Below are 14,302 nucleotides of genomic sequence, written 5' to 3'. Positions count from 1 at the left end.
GTACCCCCGACCGCCGGCCCGATAAATACCCGGCGGGTGTTCCTGGACCACACAGCAAGGCCCACTCAATCGCGCCCGAAACAGGGAAAGCAGAACGCCAGAAGCCCGACAAGGGTACCCACGGGCCGGCGACTCCTAAGCAATGGTAGAGGTGCCTGAACGGGGCGAATCATACCGGCCCGATAACCGGCAAGCAACCTGCCCCTTACTACTGCACGGTCCCGCCGTGGCTCCGCCAGTTGGGGCTGCGGCGGGGCCGTTGCCGTGGCCGAATCCGGGCGGGCGGCCCACTGCATGGGCCGGGTTGTGAAATGTTCGGCCTGGAAAAAAAACTTTCTGCTAAATGAATTAGTAAAACCAGGAAGCCGTTAGTACCTTCACGAGCCGGCAAGCCGTTGAGGGCGAATTACGTTAGCCGGCCACCCCGCCCCATGATCAATACCAACCTGAAATTCTGGCGCCGTGAGCTTAGCTTGACGCAAGCGCAACTGGCTGATAAACTGAGCATCAAACGCTCCCTGATCGGGGCCTACGAGGAAGGCCGCGCCGAGCCAAAACTGACCACGCTGGTCAAAATGGCTCGCCTCTTCGGCATTTCGCTCGACGCGCTGGTCACCACGGACTTCTCCAAAAAGCGCCAGGCGGCGGCCGTGCTGCGCCAGCTGCAAAACGCGCCCGCCCTGGAAGCCGCCGGCTCCGACGGGGCCTCGGTCGCCGAACCCGAGCGCGCCAAAGGTGAGAACCTGCGCGTGCTGGCCTTCACCGTGGGCCAGGATCAGCAGGAAAACATCGAGCTGGTGCCGCTGAAAGCCGCGGCCGGCTACCTCAACGGGTACGCCGACCAGGAATACATCGAAGACCTGCCCAAGTTCCGCCTGCCCATGCTGGGCCAGACGGGCACGTTTCGCGCCTTCGAAATTGCCGGTGACTCCATGCTGCCCATTGCCTCGGGCACCGTTATCGTGGGCCGCTACGTGGCCGACTGGAACGAGGTGAAGGACGGCACGCCCTGCATCGTGGTCAGCAAGAAAGAAGGCATCGTGTTCAAGCGCGTGTTCAACCGCCTGAAGGACGCTGCCGCCCTCACGCTGCACTCCGACAACCCCGTGTACTCGCCCTACGACATTGACGTGGAGGACGTGCTGGAAATCTGGGAAGCCAAGAGCTACATCAGCAGCACCTTCCCCATTGCCGACCTCTCGCTGAACCGCTTGGCCAGCATCGTGCTCGATCTGCAGAAGCAGGTGACGACGATGAAGAAAGCCTAACGACGGGTTTGCCGGATTGTCCGGATGTTGTGGACGATTGCCGTCCGAACGAAGCAGTGCCCCGGCTTTGAGCCGGGGCACTGCTTTTTTATGGCGCAAATGACCGCCGCCACGTGATTACCGGAATGGACTGACGCCTGCTGCTGGCGTTAGGTAAGCCGCAGCGGGTAGCCGACTCGCTGCGCGACGAGGCAGCGGCGCAGTGGCCCCGCCCCGGGCTTGGTGGTAGCGGCCCGGCCCACCGGGTAGTTTCAACCGGCTGGCGGGCAGGGGGCGGGTAAAGTAGGTGCGGCCACGGCCCGGCGGTGGCGGGGCGCTGCAGTGCCGAATGGGCTACGAAATCCGCGAAAACCGAAAAATCCGTCGAATCCCTGATTTAACTTTCGGCCGCCCCGCCGCGTATGCGGGGCAGCGCTGCTGGCTTTCTGTCGCCAGCCCGACCTCACGCCCGACAACTATGCTCTCCTACATTTCCGCCAACGACCGGTTTCACGCCCAGCCCGTGGCCTGGCTGAACAGCTACCACCTCTTCAGCTTTGCCAGCTACTACGACCCCAAGAACATGCACTTCGGGCCGCTGCGGGTGTTCAACGACGACACGGTAGCGGCCAAGTCCGGCTTTCCGCAGCACCCGCACCACGAAATGGAAATCGTGAGCATCGTGCTGGAAGGCGAAATCACCCACGAAGACACGATGGGCAACAAGACGACCATCAAGGCGGGCGAGGTGCAGCGCATGACGGCCGGTACCGGGCTGGCGCACTCCGAAATGAACCAGCAGGACGAGCCGCTGAAGTTCTACCAGCTGTGGTTTATCCCGAATCAGAAAGGGCTGGCCCCCAGCTACGAGCAAAAGGAGATTGACTTCCTGGACTTGAAAAACGAGCTGGTGCCGCTGGTATCGGGGCAGAAAGTGCTGGAGGATGTGGTCTACATCAACTCCAACTCCTCCGTGTACTGGAGCAATCTGCGCGCCGACAAGGAGCTGGAATTCAAAACCTTTCCCATTCGTTTGACCTTCGTGTACGTGCGCGAGGGCGCCATTTTCATCAACGGCACCCGCCTGGGCCCCGGTGACCAGGCCCGCATGACCGACGAGCACGTCATCCATTTCCGCGCCGAGCAGGATGCGCAGTTCATCCTGGTGGACCTGCCGGCGGCCGAAGCCAACTACTAGCCGCGCATCTGCCCGGCGAAAACAAGCCCGCCCGGTTGCTTCAGCAGCATCCGGGCGGGCTTTGGGTTTTCTAACGGGCCGGGGCATCGGCGCTACTTCGAGGCGGCGGGCTTGAACAGCAGCCGGAAGGCCCGCAGCGCTGCCGGGTGATAAATGGTGGCGTGCGTTTCGGTGGGCAGCGGCTCGTAGTAGCTGCGCAGGCCGGTGCGCGCCGCCGTCGTGGTCAGCACATCGGCGAGCTGCTGCATGGCCGCAAGGTCGCCCTGGCTGCTGGTGGTCAGGTACACGGTTTTGGAGCTCAGCTTACCGGCCTGGGCCTGCAGCAGCTGGGCTGATTGGCGCACCAGGGCGTTTTTGTTCCACCACAGGCTGGGGTCGATGGCCACGTAGGAAGTGAACAGGGAGGGCTCCAGCAGCAGCGTCTCGACCACGAACAGCCCCGCCAGCGACTCGCCCACCACGGCGGTTTCGTCGGTGGTGCGGTAGCGGGCGCGCACGGCGGGCATCAGCTCGGTGCGGATAAACTGCCGGAACGCGGCCGAGCCGCCCACGCGCGGGGCAATTTTGCGGTCCTCGGCTACGTCGGTGGGGCCCGTCAGGTCGCGCCGCCGCTCGGTGTTGGCAATGCCGACGAGCATGAACGGCCGCATGGTTTCGTTGCCGACGGACACCTGCACCAGCCCCGCCACGTGCAGAAAATCCTCGTTCATGCCCCCGTCGGGCATGTAGAGCACCGGCAGGCGCAGCGTGGCCGATTCGGCGTAGCCGGCCGGCAGGTACACGTTGATGCGGCGGGTTTCGCCGAGCACCTTGGAGTCGACGGTGAACGTCTCGCCGATGACGAGTGGGGCCGCCGCACCGCCGGTTTGGGCGGCCACGCGCAGGCTGCCACTCAGCCAGAACAGCAGCAACAAGATGTTAAGCAAGCCAAAGCGCATGGCAGGACGGGTAAGGAGACCAAAAATGTAAGCAGAGCGCCCGCGCCGGGCTACCGGGGCCGGCCCACCGCAGCCCGGCGCGGGCCGCGGACGACGGCAAAGCCGGTGCAAAGTAGCGGGCAAGTTGTTTTTTTGCCCGCCCTGGCTGACATTGCCCCTGCGTAACTGCCGGTACCCTCCCGGTCGCGGCGGCGCTGCAAAGGAAAGGCCGCAAAACGGCCACCTGGGAGGAAGACTGCTTTCTGATTTTTAGCCATTGTCTATGCTTCGTTCATTACCCGCCGTGTTGGTCGGCGCGCTGTTGGTAACGGCCAGTGCCTGCGGAAAAAAGGACGCCCCCCGGCCCGAGCCCTCCTTCACCGGCCGCTGGGACTACCTCAGCGTCACCACCTTCGTGTACAACAGCACCGGCACGGTCGCTTCGCAATACACGCAAACCTTCCCGCTGCAGAACGGGCGGCACAGCGTCCTGGCCGTCACGCCCACCACGCTGCAGTATTTTCTGCCCGACGGTACCGCTTTTCTCACGCCCACGCCCTACACCCGAGCGGGGGCCACGCTCACGGCCGACGGGTTTTGGACCAGCAACCCCAGCAGCACCGCCATCACGCAGCTGACGGACGCGGAGTTGACCATCCGCCACGAATACCAGCGCAGCAGCGGGCGCTTAGCCGAAGAAGAACACTACGCCCGGCGCAACCCCTAAGCAGCAACGTTAGCGGCCTTTCCGGCAGTGGGAAGGCCGCTGCGTTGGCGGGAGAGCGGTAAGCGGCGGTACGGGCCGGGTACTACATGGTGTACTTGCGGCCCTTGTTCTGCTGCTTGAGGTAGGCCATCAGCGGCTGGAAGTAGTCGACCATGGCGCGGGCGGAAAGGTCTTCGCCGGTTTTCTCGCGCAGCAAGGTGCGCCAGTCGGCCGAGGCGCCGGGGGACATCATGTCGCGCAGAAACCGGCCCACCTGCTCGTTGCCGAAGTAGTTGGTGGCGTGCGGGTCCTGCTTCAGAATCTGCTTGCTGATGTGGTCGTGGAGCTGAAACAGGATGACGTACGACAGCGCGTAGTCGTAGTACTGGGCCGGGTCGTCGTTGATGTGGGTTTTGGTGGCCGGGTCGAGGTAGTTTTCGCCCCGCGCGGTGGGCGGCACGATGCCCTGGTACTGCTTGGTGAGCTGCCACCAGCGGGCGTTGAGCTGGTCGGCGGGCAGGTTGTCGGCGTAGAAGCTGTTTTCCCACTCGCTCATCACGCCCGAGGCAAAGGGAATGAACACCACGTAGTTCAGCGCCTCCTTCAGCAGCTGCTGGGTCTGGTTGGTCTGCGCTTTGGGGTCGATGAGGCCCAGGCCGGCCAGGAAGGGCTTCTGGGTGGCGGCCAGGCCCATCAGGCTGCCCATGGCCTCGTGGTAGGCGCGGTTGGCGCCGCTGCGCAGCAGCACGGGCACGTCGGGGTTGGTGTAGGTGAGGTAGTAGTAGATGTGGCCCAGCTCGTGGTGGGTGGTTTCGTACCACTCGGTGTTGGGCTCCACGCTCATCAGGCTGCGCACGTCCCGGTCGAGGTCCAGGTGCCAGGCCGAGGCGTGGTTGTTTTTCTTGTAGCCCGCCCCCGCCGGCAGCGGGTAGAGGCTGCTCTTGCTCCAGAAGGTTTCGGGCAGGTTGGGGAAGCCCAGGCTCTGGTAGAACCGCTCGGCCTGCCGCACCTGCCATTCGGGGCCTTTCTGGGCGAGAATGGGGTCGAGGTTGAGGCCTTTCACGTCGACCATGGCGCTCCAGTCCTGGCCCCAGCGGTTGGGCAGCCAATGGGCGGGCAGGTAGTCGGGCACCTGCTGCTGGCCGTATTTTTTGGCCAGCTCGTAGCGGGCGTAGGTGTGCAGCTCGCGGTAGAGCGGGCGCAGCTCCTGGTTGATTTTGCGCACCATCTCCATCATTTCCGGCCGGGTCACGCCGTAGTCGGAGGCCTGGTAGGTGAAGTAGTCGGGGTAGCCCAGGTCCTGCACCACCTTGTTGCGCAGGCCGCGCAGGTTCAGCAGGCCGTCCTTGAGGGTGGGGCCCACGGCCTTGGACGCCTGCCAGGCCGCCAGGCGCTTCTGCGGGTTCTTTTCCTCGCGCAGCACGCGGTCCAGGTCGTTGGTCGTCACCGACTTGCCCTGGTACTTGTACTCGAAGCCGTAGAGCTTTTCGGTTTGCTGGGTTTCGGCCTTGATGCGCAGCTTCACCGTTTCGGCGGCCGTCTGGGGCGAGGCGGCGGCGTTGTAGAGGGCGGTGCGCAGCTGCTTTACCTGCAGGGGCGTGAGATGCGCTTCCAGCTCCAGCAGCTCGCGCAGGCGCTGGATGTTGCCGGTGCTGCCGGTAAAGGCCGCCAGGGCTTCGTTGGCGCGGGCCGTAGCGGCGGCGTTGCTGGTGTCGCCGGCCACGATGTGGGTGTTGGAGCGCCATTCCGCCTCGCTCGACTGGGTGTAGAGCTGCTGGTACTTGGCCGAGTAGGTGCGCAGAAACTCGTCGGCCTGCTGCTGGTAGCTGGGCGCGGGCGGGGTAGCCGGCGCGGCGGGAGCGGGCGGCGGGGTGGTGGCTGCCGGGGCCGTGGCTTTCTGGGCGCAGCCGGCCAGCAGCGTGGCCGTGAGCAGGGGCAGGAGGTGTTTGTGCATGGGGCTGGGGCGGCGTGGGATGCCGGAGTTGCCAAATGTAGCAACCGGCCGTAAACCCTACGCCGGTCCCTTGGCCAACCGCCGCTTACCTGCACCAGCCAGTCCGCCTTTTTTGCCGCCGATTTCCATGATTTCTGGGACGACAACGCCTACGCCCTGAAAAGCTACGTGGAGCCCGCGCCTGCCGACGAGCTGATCCGCGCCGTGCAGGCCGAGCTGGGCCACAAGTTCCCGGCCTTGTACGTCGACCAGATGCGCCAGCACAACGGCACCATGCCGCGCAGCACCTGCTTTCCCACTTCCTGGCCCCGAACTTCGAGACATTCGTGCGGGGCTTGGTGAGCGAGAAAGTGTACGGCGAGCAGCCGGACCGCTCCGCAGGTCATTTCTGGGGCCGAGCAATCGGTTTCTGGCCGGCAGCAGTCCGTTTCGCTGGCTAGCAGAAGGTTTCCGGCGCTCCGCAGTTCGTTTCCGGTGCCCCGCAGTTCGTTTCCCGCGGCCAGTAATCCGTTTTCGGTGCCCAGTAGTCGGTTTCCGGCGCTTGGTAGTTCATTGCGGCCGGCTAGTAGAAGCTGGCAGGACCCGGACGCCCGCTGCGCAGCTACCCAAGCCGGTGCCGACGACCCAAACGACCCGGCGGAACCTGCTTCTGTCGGCGCCATGAGTTAAATGTCTGCACTGTGTAAGACAGCGAAAGGAGCATGATGCCCCCTCCCAGTACGTAGAGCAGCCAAGGGCCGCCAGTAGGGCGGGGCGGCTGGCCGTGAACAACATAGGTGACGGACTCTGCGCCGCGTAGCTGTAGCCACAGGCCCAAGCCGATGAAGCCCAGGCCAACCAGCTGCGGGGGGAAAATTCCCAGCAACTGTCGCCACGCCGGCACCCGCGGCGTCCAGTCACAACCTTCCCGGATGGTGCGCAGCAGGCTCATGCGGGCAAAAATACGTGGTACTACGCCGCTTCCGCCTCTTGCTTGAGCTGGCAGCAGTTCTTGAACTTCTCGCCCGAGCCGCAGGGGCAGGGGTCGTTGCGGCCGAGGCGCTTGGGGGCTTTGCGCAGCAGGCGGCGCGGGTCGAAGCGGGCGAAGCGCAGGCCGGGGTCTTGGCGGAAGGTGCGGGTGAGCAGCTCGTAGAGCTGCGGGTGGTGCTGCTCCAGCTGCTCGGGCTTCTCGAAGAAATACTCCAGCACCACGGCGAAAAACTCGGCCGTGCTCGTGCCGCCGTAGTCGCCGATGCTGGACTTGCCGGCCCGGATCTGCTCGATTTCCTGGTGCATCACGCGCTGCCACTCGGGCACCAGCGCCGGCGGCAGCAGCAGCAGCGGCACCCCGTCGATTTGGCCGTCGGCCTCGTCGAGCAGGTGGGCAAACTCGTGAATGCCCACGTTCTGCTTGTCCTTCGCGTCGCGGAAGCCCTGCTCCAGCGCGGCCTTCGAGAGGCGCATGTAGTGGTCGGTCTGGAAGTTCTGCACCGAGCCGAGCAGGGTGCCTTCCAGCGGGGCAATTTCCCGGCTTTCGTCGCGCGGCAGCTGCCAGGCGTCGGGGAAGACGAGCACCTCGCCCAGGTTGTCGTACTCCCAGCCACCACGAAAACCGAAGATGGGAATCACGGCCGAGCTGGCCACCAGCAGCCGGGTCGCGTCGTCGATGCCGGTTTTGATGCCGGTGATGCGCGTGCGGGCCAGAAACAGCTGCACCTGCTTCTCGAAGCGCAGCTTTTCGGTGTCGGTGAGGGCCGAATAGAAGGCCACGCGCTCGGTGAGCAGCTGCCGCCAGGGCTCCGGGAAGGGCTGGCGCAGGATGGCGGCGCGCTGCCGCCCGCCGGCCGTAGCGAAGCGGTAAATCAGGAAGGCCACCAGGGCCAGCACGGCCAGGCCGACGAGGTAATTCATAGCGGGCAAGAACGGCAGGCGCGGCGGATAGTTGCGGCCGGGCCACTGTAGGAACTGTTCTCAATTGCGGGCTGGTTTTAGGTGCATGAACGCAGACAGGACCTTGTTGACGGACGCGATGTGGGCGGAGTTGTCGCCCTTGTTGCCAGGCCAAGCCGGCAGCCGTGGGGTGACGGCCCGTGACACGCGCGGGTTTGTGGAAGCCGTCCTCTGGCTGGGCCGGACGGGGGCGCCGTGGCGCGACCTGCCAGCCCACCTGGGCCACTGGCACCGGGTGTATGTGCGCTTTGCCCGCTGGCGGGACGCGGGCGTCTGGGAGCGGGCCGCCGTGTGGCTGATTCGCCACAAGCGCCGGGTGCCGCATGCCCGCCAGCGGCAGGTGCAACTCGACTCGACCAGCGTGCGGGTGCACCAGCAGGGTACGGGCGCGAAAAAAAAGCGGGGGCACAAGCCGTTGGCCGCAGCCGGGGCGGCAACACGACCAAACTCCATTTGACCACGGACGGGGCGGGCAACGTGTTGGGCTGGCAGCTGACGCCCGGCCCGGCGGGGGACTGCCCGGAAGCGGCCGGCCTGCTGGCCCCGTGGCCCGCCCCGGCGCAGCAAGTGGTGGCCGATGCCGCTTACGACAGCGACGCCTTGCGGGCGCAAATCGCGGCGGCCGGAGCCGTCGCAGTCATCAAGCCCAACCCGCGGCGCAAGCACATGCCCCACTTCGACCCGCTGGCCTATGCGCAACGCCACCACATCGAACAAACGATCAACAAACTCAAGCATTTCCGCCGGGTGGCCACGCGCTACGACAAATTGGATAGCTCCTACAACGCATTTGTAGCACTACGCGTCAGCACCTCATACCTCAATTGAGAACAGATCCTAGGGCAGAAATAGAACGTCATCCTGAGGCGCAGCCGAAGGACCTTTCTCGCACCCTGCCTCGCCGCTACCGACGAAGTGCAGACGCTTACGATTGGGCGTTAGTGGCTGCGCTTCGTAGTTGGTGCAGGGTTCGAGGAAGGTCCTTCGTCCTCGCTTGATGCGCGACATGCTCAGGATGACGGGCGTTTTACACCGCGAAACGCCTCTGCTCTGCCTCTACTGCTTCACCACGCGCCGGTGCACCTGCCCGGCGGCCGTGCTGACCGTCAGCGTGTAAACGCCCGCTGGCAGGCCGTGCAGGGCCAGCTGCCCGCGGCGGCCGAAGGTTTGGCGGCGGCAGGCTTTGCCCGTCAGGTCGCGCAGGGTCAGCTCGGCCGTTTCGGCGCCGGTTTCCACCGTCAAGGCGTCCTGCACCGGATTGGGGTACAGTTGCACGTCGGCCCCGGCGCCCGCCGTTTCGGTGGTTGTAGCCGTAGCGTTGCTGGCGCGGGCCACCGGGGCGGGCACGAAGCCCTGGGCGTTGAGGCGCCACTTAAACGAGGAGAGACTGGGGTCGAGCACGTTCTGCACGATGGCGGCGTTGTCGGCCGTGGAGCCGCTTTGGGGGCGCAGGTACTTGCCGGAAGAGCGGTTTTTCAGCCAGTAGTAGTCCGCGTCGCCCGAGGGCTGCAGCTGCCACTGGCTCACGTAGTCGTAGCGGTTGGTGGCGTCGAGCACGATTTGGCCGATGGGGCGCCCGTCGAGGTTGTACTCGGCGCTGGTGCCGGTGGGGCGCAGGGCGCGCCCGGTGTACTGGTTTACGAGGTAGAAGTAGCCCGGCTCGGCCGGCTGCAGCCGCCATTCGAAGGAGCTGAGCGTGAGGTCGGGGCTGGTGTCCTGCACGAGGTTGCTGGTGCCGAGCCCGTCCAGGGGGCGCAGGTAGCCTGCGGTGAGCTTGTCGACGGCGTGGAAGGTCTGCTGCTCCACCGGGGCCGCGTCGCCCTCGGCGTATACGAGCTGGCTGAGCACCTTGCCCTGGGCGTCGAGGTGGTAGAGGTGGGTGCTGCGCGGGGCCAGCGTGCCGTGGAGCTGCGTAGTCACCCCGGAGTAACCCTCCAGCTTGATGCGCACCTGCTCCGCGCCGTGGTAGAGGTTGTCGAGGGAGGCGCGGTAGGTGTAGCTGGTGGCCGCCTGTAGGTTCATCAGCAGCACGGTGTAGCCGGCCGCGGGGCCCGTTTGCCCGCGCATGCCGAGGAACACCACGCGGTCAGCTTCGCCGCTCTGCTGGCCGTTCATCACGTTGTCGCGGCGGTGCTGGCTGAGCAGGGCCAGGTGCTGCAGGGTGGAGCGGCGCGAGCCGCCCGGGTTGAACAGCGAAAAGTCGGTGCTGCCCTGGCTGCCCGAGTTTTCGTAGATGCTCCAGGGCGTGACGGCCAGGCCGCTGCGCTTCATCACCTGCTTGGCCATCAGGGCCACAAACTGCCCGGCGCGAAAGTCCCAGGGCTTGAGCTGCCCGCTGCCCGAGCCCGCCTCGGCATTCACCTCCATCAACGCCAGCCGCAGGGCCGGGGAGCCGATGCCCAGGCCGGTGCGCGTGGCGTTGGCCGCGTCGATGAGGGCCTGCAGCGCGTCGAAGCGCGCGTCCAGCTCCGACTCGGTTTTGTCGCCGTAGAAGTGAAAGGCGAGGTAATCGAGCATGGGCACCGCGCCCACCTTCTGCACGCCCACGTCCTCCAGAAACTTCTTGTAGTAGTCGCTGATAACCAGCTGGTAGAACAGCCGGAAATCCGGCCCCACCAGCTTGCTGCCCGGCGCGGTGGTTTTCAGGCGCGTGGCCAGCACCTTGAACTGCGCCACCCAGGTGGCGTAGGTGTAGCCCTTGGGGTTCTGCAACGTGCCCGCCGACCACGCCAGCGGCTCGTTGACGTTGGTAGTAGCGCTGTTGTCGGCCGGGTCGGCCTCGTTGCCGATGGACCAGTAGGTGATGTTATAGCCCTTGGTGGTGTTGAAGTAGGTGATGAACTGGTCGAGCTGGGCGGCCGTGAGCGTGATGGGCACCTGCACGACGGGCTCACAGCCGGTGGCTTTGGCGTACTGAATGGCCGCGTCGTACTGGCTGGGCGCGGTCTAGGTGTCGTCGTAGAGCTTGCCGCCGATGCGCATCCACTTCAGGTCGGCCTCTTTCAGATTGGCCTGCAGGGGCGTCAGGCTGGCGCCCGGGTACCAGTAGTTCACCCCGAAAAAGCGGGCGTTGATGGCCTGAGCCCAGATTTTGGCCGGACCGGCCAGCAGCAGTAGCACCAGCAGAAGCCCCCAACGGCGCGGCGTGCCGAGGGCTTTGGGAGTAAGCAAACGGGAATGCGGTAAGGTGTTGGGCATGGTGGGAAGGTTGGTTGTGGTGGGAAAAGGAAGCACTCAGCCCGCCAGCCAAGCCGGCGGGAGCTGATTCGGAAGGAGCAGCGGCGCCGGCAAGCGGCGCGGACAAGCCAGGGCAGAAACTGACTGGTGGCTACCGGCATAGGGCCGGCGCGCCGAACCCGGAACTTAGTGCGCGGCAGTTGAGCCCGGGTGCGGCGCTTGGGGCACAGCGCGTCGGCGTACCCGTTCGGGCACGATGAACAAAGCCCCCTTTGGGGCTGCCGTCCGAGAAAACATCTATGAATGAAGGCCGCTCTAGTACAGCCGTTTGACTTGCAAACCGTTCAGCACTGCTTCCCCGCGCAGCGCTTGAAACTCAAGCGTAATGCCCTGCGCGGCCTGCACCGTCACCGGAAACGTGAAGCTGACCGCCTGCAGGGGCGTCAGGTAGTTGTCGGGGCCCAGGGCGGGCAGCACCAGCTGGCCGTTGAGGCGCACGTCGAAGCTGCGGGTGGGGCGGGTGGCCGGGGCGGGGGCGCTGCCGGCAGCGGCTTTTTCGAGGTTGTAGGCCAGGGCTTCGGCGGGTGGGGCCTGCTCCAGCTCGGCGAAGTGCAGCGTCACCTCGTACTGACCGGCGGGCACGTCGAGGCGAAACTGGCTGAGGCCCACGCGCTGGGTCTGGTACAGCGCGTCGTAGTCGGTGCCGAGAATGTTGCGCGCCGAGCCGTAGGGCAGCTGGCCGTTGCCTTCCTGCTTGTAGGCGCGGCCGCCCACGTAGCCCCAGCCGCCGGGCTGGTAGGCCTGCTCGGGCAGCCACACCTGCTGCCGGGCTTCGTCGCTGAACTGCCGCTCGTCGCCCAAACTCACGTTCAGTTCGGTGAAGGGCAGGGCCGCCGACGCCAACTTGGTGGGCAGCAGCTGAAAGTCGACGTCGGCCTGATCGGTAACGGCCTGGCCCGGCACGCTGGCCGTGAGTTGATTAACTCCCGGACCAAACGGCACCTGGAAGCGCGCCACACCCTCCGCAGCCGGCTCCATACCCAGCACGCGGCCGTTCAGCCGCAGCTCCACAGTGGGTTGGTTGGTAAATACCTCCACCGGCTGCACGCAGTACAGCGAATCGGGGCCAGCGGCCACACCCGCCCGCCGCCGCCAGCCCCGGGCACCGATGGCCACAAAAGGAGCGGCGAGCAGCCGGGCCTGGTAAAACAGGTAGGCGTCCTTGGGCTGCCGCTCCCCGGTCATCAGGCCCTTGTTGTTGACGTGCGGCACGGCTTCCTGCCGCTTCTCGGAGTTAAACTCGGCCAGGTTCCAGACCGCGCTGCCCGCCACGAAGGGCCGGGCCAGGATTTCCCGCAGGTAGTATTGGTGGTAGCGCGTGGCGTACTCGCTGGTTTTGTCGAAGCGGCGGGGCTGCGGGCTGTGCAGGCGGATGTCGGCATCGGCGCCGTACTCAGTCACCAGCAAAGGTTTATCGGGCAGCTCGCGGCGGTGACGCTCCAGAAACGCGGGAAAGTCTTCGAGTCGGGGCGAGTACCAGCCCTGGTAGAGGTTCCAGCCCAGCACCGTCGGAATCCGCAGCAGGCCCGCGTCGCGGTACAGCTCGAAGGCGCCGTGGCAGACGAGCATGGTGGCCCGCGTGGGGTCTTCGCGGCGGGTGAGGTTGTCGAGGCGCCGGGCCAGGCGGGCCACGTTCTGCAGGTAGGCGCGGCCGGCGTCGTTGTCCTTTTTCAGGCCCGCCGGCAGCTGCAGCAGCACCTCGTTCATGTAGGCCCAGATGATGACCGACGGGTGGTTGTAGCTCTGCCGGATCATCTCCGTCTGCATCGAGTCGCAGCGCTGGTAGAAGGCTTCCGATTCGGTAATGGCGTTGACGACGGGAATTTCCACCGAGGCGAGGATGCCCAGCCGGTCGCAGGCCTGCAGCACTGCGGGGTGCTGCGGGTAGTGCGACACGCGCAGGAAGTTGCCACCCAGCTGCTTGACCAGGCGCACGTCGCGCTCGTGCAGGGCCTCGGGCAGGGCGTTGCCCAGGCCGGGCTGGTCCTGGTGGCGGTTGGTGCCAATGAGCTTGAGCGGCTGCCCGTTCAGAAAGAAGCCCTGCGCGGCATCAAACCGAAACCAGCGCAGCCCCACGGGGTTGGTCACCTCGTCCAGCGCCTGCCCCCGCTCGTCCAGCACTTCCGATACCGCCCGGTACAGGTAGGGTGCGGCCGGCGACCAAAGCCGCGGCTGCCGCAACGGCTTGAACGCCTGCGCGAAGGACGCCTGCTGCCCGGCGTTCAGTTTCAGCTTGGTGGTGTGCTCGCCCACCGTCTGCCCGGCCGCATCGAGTAGGCGGCTGCGCACCCGCACGGTGCGAGCCGTAGCGGCGTCGTTCTGCACCGCGCCGCGCAGCTGCACCGTGGCCGCCGCGGCCGATACCTGCGGCGTGGTCACGAACACACCCGCCGAGGCGTAGTTGTCGAGGTCGAAGTGCACGGGCTGGGCCGCCAGCAGGTACACGTCGCGGTACAGGCCGCCGTAGAAGGTGAAGTCGGCCGACAGCGGCGGAATGCGCGGGTTGTGGCGGTTGTCGACTTTCACCAGCAGCTCGGCGGTGCCGGCTGGGGCGCCGGTGGCCGCCAGCGCCGCGTTCAGCGGCACCCGGAAAGCGGTATAGCCGCCCGCGTGCTGGCCCACCAGCCGGCCGTTCACGTACACCGCGGTTTCCTGGTTGGCGCCCTCGAAGTGCAGGTACAGGCGGTGCTGCGCCCAATCGGCGGGCAGGTGCAGGGTTTTGCGGTACCAGCCCGCGCCGCGGTAGTAGCCCGGCTCGTCGTCGAGCACGTCCTGCGCGTTCCAGGTGTGCGGCAGGCTGACGGCTTCCCAGCCTTCGGCGGGCGGCGCGGCGGGGTTGAGGCGGCGCGCCGCGTCCTTGCGAAAAAGCCAACCTGTGTTTAGGCGCTGCGTGACCCGGCCCTGCGCCCGCCCGGCCGTGGCCACGAGCCCCAGCAGCAGCAACAGAACAAGCTGCCGCCCCGCGGCCCGCAACGGCCGGAGCGCGGCCCCGACGGGCCAGGAGAAAACCATGATGGAGCGCGAGATGGTGGGAAGTGCCTTCAAGCTTCCGAAACCCGGCCGTGGCAAGCAAGCAAAGCGCCGGAATTACTCACGGAAACGTTTGCGGGGCGG

11 protein-coding genes and 1 pseudogene are annotated in these 14,302 nt (G+C 66.1%); 6 read left to right on the top strand and 6 right to left on the bottom strand.

Annotated features, from left to right (window positions below; genetic code table 11):
• Positions 1–431: 431 nt before the first annotated feature.
• Positions 432–1,268, top strand: coding sequence for a LexA family transcriptional regulator (locus DLM85_RS05990; protein ID WP_111477137.1), 837 nt, complete (start codon positions 432–434; stop codon positions 1,266–1,268).
• A gap of 457 nt (positions 1,269–1,725) precedes the next feature.
• Complete coding sequence (locus tag DLM85_RS05985) at positions 1,726–2,445, top strand: pirin family protein (RefSeq protein ID WP_111477136.1); 720 nt, start codon at positions 1,726–1,728, stop codon at positions 2,443–2,445.
• Positions 2,446–2,537: 92 nt separating this feature from the next.
• Here the strand turns inward: DLM85_RS05985 and DLM85_RS05980 are convergent, their stop codons facing one another.
• Complete coding sequence (locus DLM85_RS05980) at positions 2,538–3,383, bottom strand: alpha/beta hydrolase (protein WP_111477135.1); 846 nt, start codon at positions 3,381–3,383, stop codon at positions 2,538–2,540.
• A 262-nt stretch (positions 3,384–3,645) separates the two neighbouring features.
• On the opposite strand from DLM85_RS05980, the gene DLM85_RS05975 reads away from it, so the two are divergent.
• Positions 3,646–4,089 carry a hypothetical protein gene (locus tag DLM85_RS05975; protein WP_133256930.1) on the top strand — a complete coding sequence of 148 codons (444 nt, stop codon included), beginning with the start codon at positions 3,646–3,648 and terminating at the stop codon, positions 4,087–4,089.
• An 82-nt stretch (positions 4,090–4,171) separates the two neighbouring features.
• Here the strand turns inward: DLM85_RS05975 and DLM85_RS05970 are convergent, their stop codons facing one another.
• Positions 4,172–6,022 carry a M2 family metallopeptidase gene (locus DLM85_RS05970; RefSeq protein WP_111477133.1) on the bottom strand — a complete coding sequence of 617 codons (1,851 nt, stop codon included), beginning with the start codon at positions 6,020–6,022 and terminating at the stop codon, positions 4,172–4,174.
• 168 nt (positions 6,023–6,190) lie between these two features.
• Between DLM85_RS05970 and DLM85_RS25375 the strand changes: the two genes are divergently transcribed.
• Positions 6,191–6,364 (top strand): SMI1/KNR4 family protein, encoded by a 174-nt coding sequence (locus DLM85_RS25375; protein ID WP_165822025.1) that lies wholly within the window; start codon positions 6,191–6,193, stop codon positions 6,362–6,364.
• A gap of 609 nt (positions 6,365–6,973) precedes the next feature.
• Here the strand turns inward: DLM85_RS25375 and DLM85_RS05960 are convergent.
• A complete protein-coding gene (locus tag DLM85_RS05960) occupies positions 6,974–7,912 on the bottom strand; it encodes a M90 family metallopeptidase (protein ID WP_111477131.1) in 939 nt (312 codons plus the stop codon).
• Positions 7,913–7,997: 85 nt separating this feature from the next.
• Here DLM85_RS05960 and DLM85_RS25915 point away from each other — a divergent pair.
• Together DLM85_RS25915 and DLM85_RS25370 are read left to right on the top strand one after the other, a co-directional pair.
• A pseudogene (locus tag DLM85_RS25915) lies at positions 7,998–8,222 on the top strand (transposase); the annotation flags it as partial.
• On the top strand, positions 8,147–8,779 hold the full coding sequence (locus DLM85_RS25370) for an IS5 family transposase (RefSeq protein ID WP_341537758.1): 633 nt from the start codon (positions 8,147–8,149) through the stop codon (positions 8,777–8,779). The pseudogene DLM85_RS25915 and the gene DLM85_RS25370, both read left to right, overlap by 76 nt.
• A gap of 228 nt (positions 8,780–9,007) precedes the next feature.
• Here the strand turns inward: DLM85_RS25370 and DLM85_RS05945 are convergent, their stop codons facing one another.
• The 3 genes from DLM85_RS05945 to DLM85_RS05935 form a co-directional block, all read right to left on the bottom strand.
• Positions 9,008–10,834, bottom strand: a complete 1,827-nt coding sequence (locus DLM85_RS05945) for an RICIN domain-containing protein (RefSeq protein ID WP_111477129.1) — start codon at positions 10,832–10,834, stop codon at positions 9,008–9,010.
• Between the two features lie 63 nt (positions 10,835–10,897).
• A complete protein-coding gene (locus tag DLM85_RS05940; RefSeq protein ID WP_111477128.1) occupies positions 10,898–11,149 on the bottom strand; it encodes a hypothetical protein in 252 nt (83 codons plus the stop codon).
• Positions 11,150–11,443: 294 nt separating this feature from the next.
• Positions 11,444–14,200 carry a glycoside hydrolase family 2 TIM barrel-domain containing protein gene (locus DLM85_RS05935; RefSeq protein ID WP_111477517.1) on the bottom strand — a complete coding sequence of 919 codons (2,757 nt, stop codon included), beginning with the start codon at positions 14,198–14,200 and terminating at the stop codon, positions 11,444–11,446.
• Positions 14,201–14,302: the final 102 nt, after the last annotated feature.

The organism is Hymenobacter edaphi (genome assembly GCF_003258365.1).
GTDB lineage: Bacteria > Bacteroidota > Bacteroidia > Cytophagales > Hymenobacteraceae > Solirubrum > Solirubrum edaphi.
Note: the sequence above shows the minus strand (reverse complement) of the source record. Positions and strands in the feature narration are given on the sequence as shown.

Coding starts and splice junctions, on each gene's coding strand:
- DLM85_RS05970 (WP_111477133.1), bottom strand. CDS start 6,022: ATGCACAAACACCTCCTGCCCCTGCTCACGGCCACGCTGCTGGCCGGC.
- DLM85_RS05975 (WP_133256930.1), top strand. CDS start 3,646: ATGCTTCGTTCATTACCCGCCGTGTTGGTCGGCGCGCTGTTGGTAACG.
- DLM85_RS05980 (WP_111477135.1), bottom strand. CDS start 3,383: ATGCGCTTTGGCTTGCTTAACATCTTGTTGCTGCTGTTCTGGCTGAGT.
- DLM85_RS05960 (WP_111477131.1), bottom strand. CDS start 7,912: ATGAATTACCTCGTCGGCCTGGCCGTGCTGGCCCTGGTGGCCTTCCTG.
- DLM85_RS05940 (WP_111477128.1), bottom strand. CDS start 11,149: ATGCCCAACACCTTACCGCATTCCCGTTTGCTTACTCCCAAAGCCCTC.
- DLM85_RS05935 (WP_111477517.1), bottom strand. CDS start 14,200: ATGGTTTTCTCCTGGCCCGTCGGGGCCGCGCTCCGGCCGTTGCGGGCC.
- DLM85_RS05990 (WP_111477137.1), top strand. CDS start 432: ATGATCAATACCAACCTGAAATTCTGGCGCCGTGAGCTTAGCTTGACG.
- DLM85_RS05985 (WP_111477136.1), top strand. CDS start 1,726: ATGCTCTCCTACATTTCCGCCAACGACCGGTTTCACGCCCAGCCCGTG.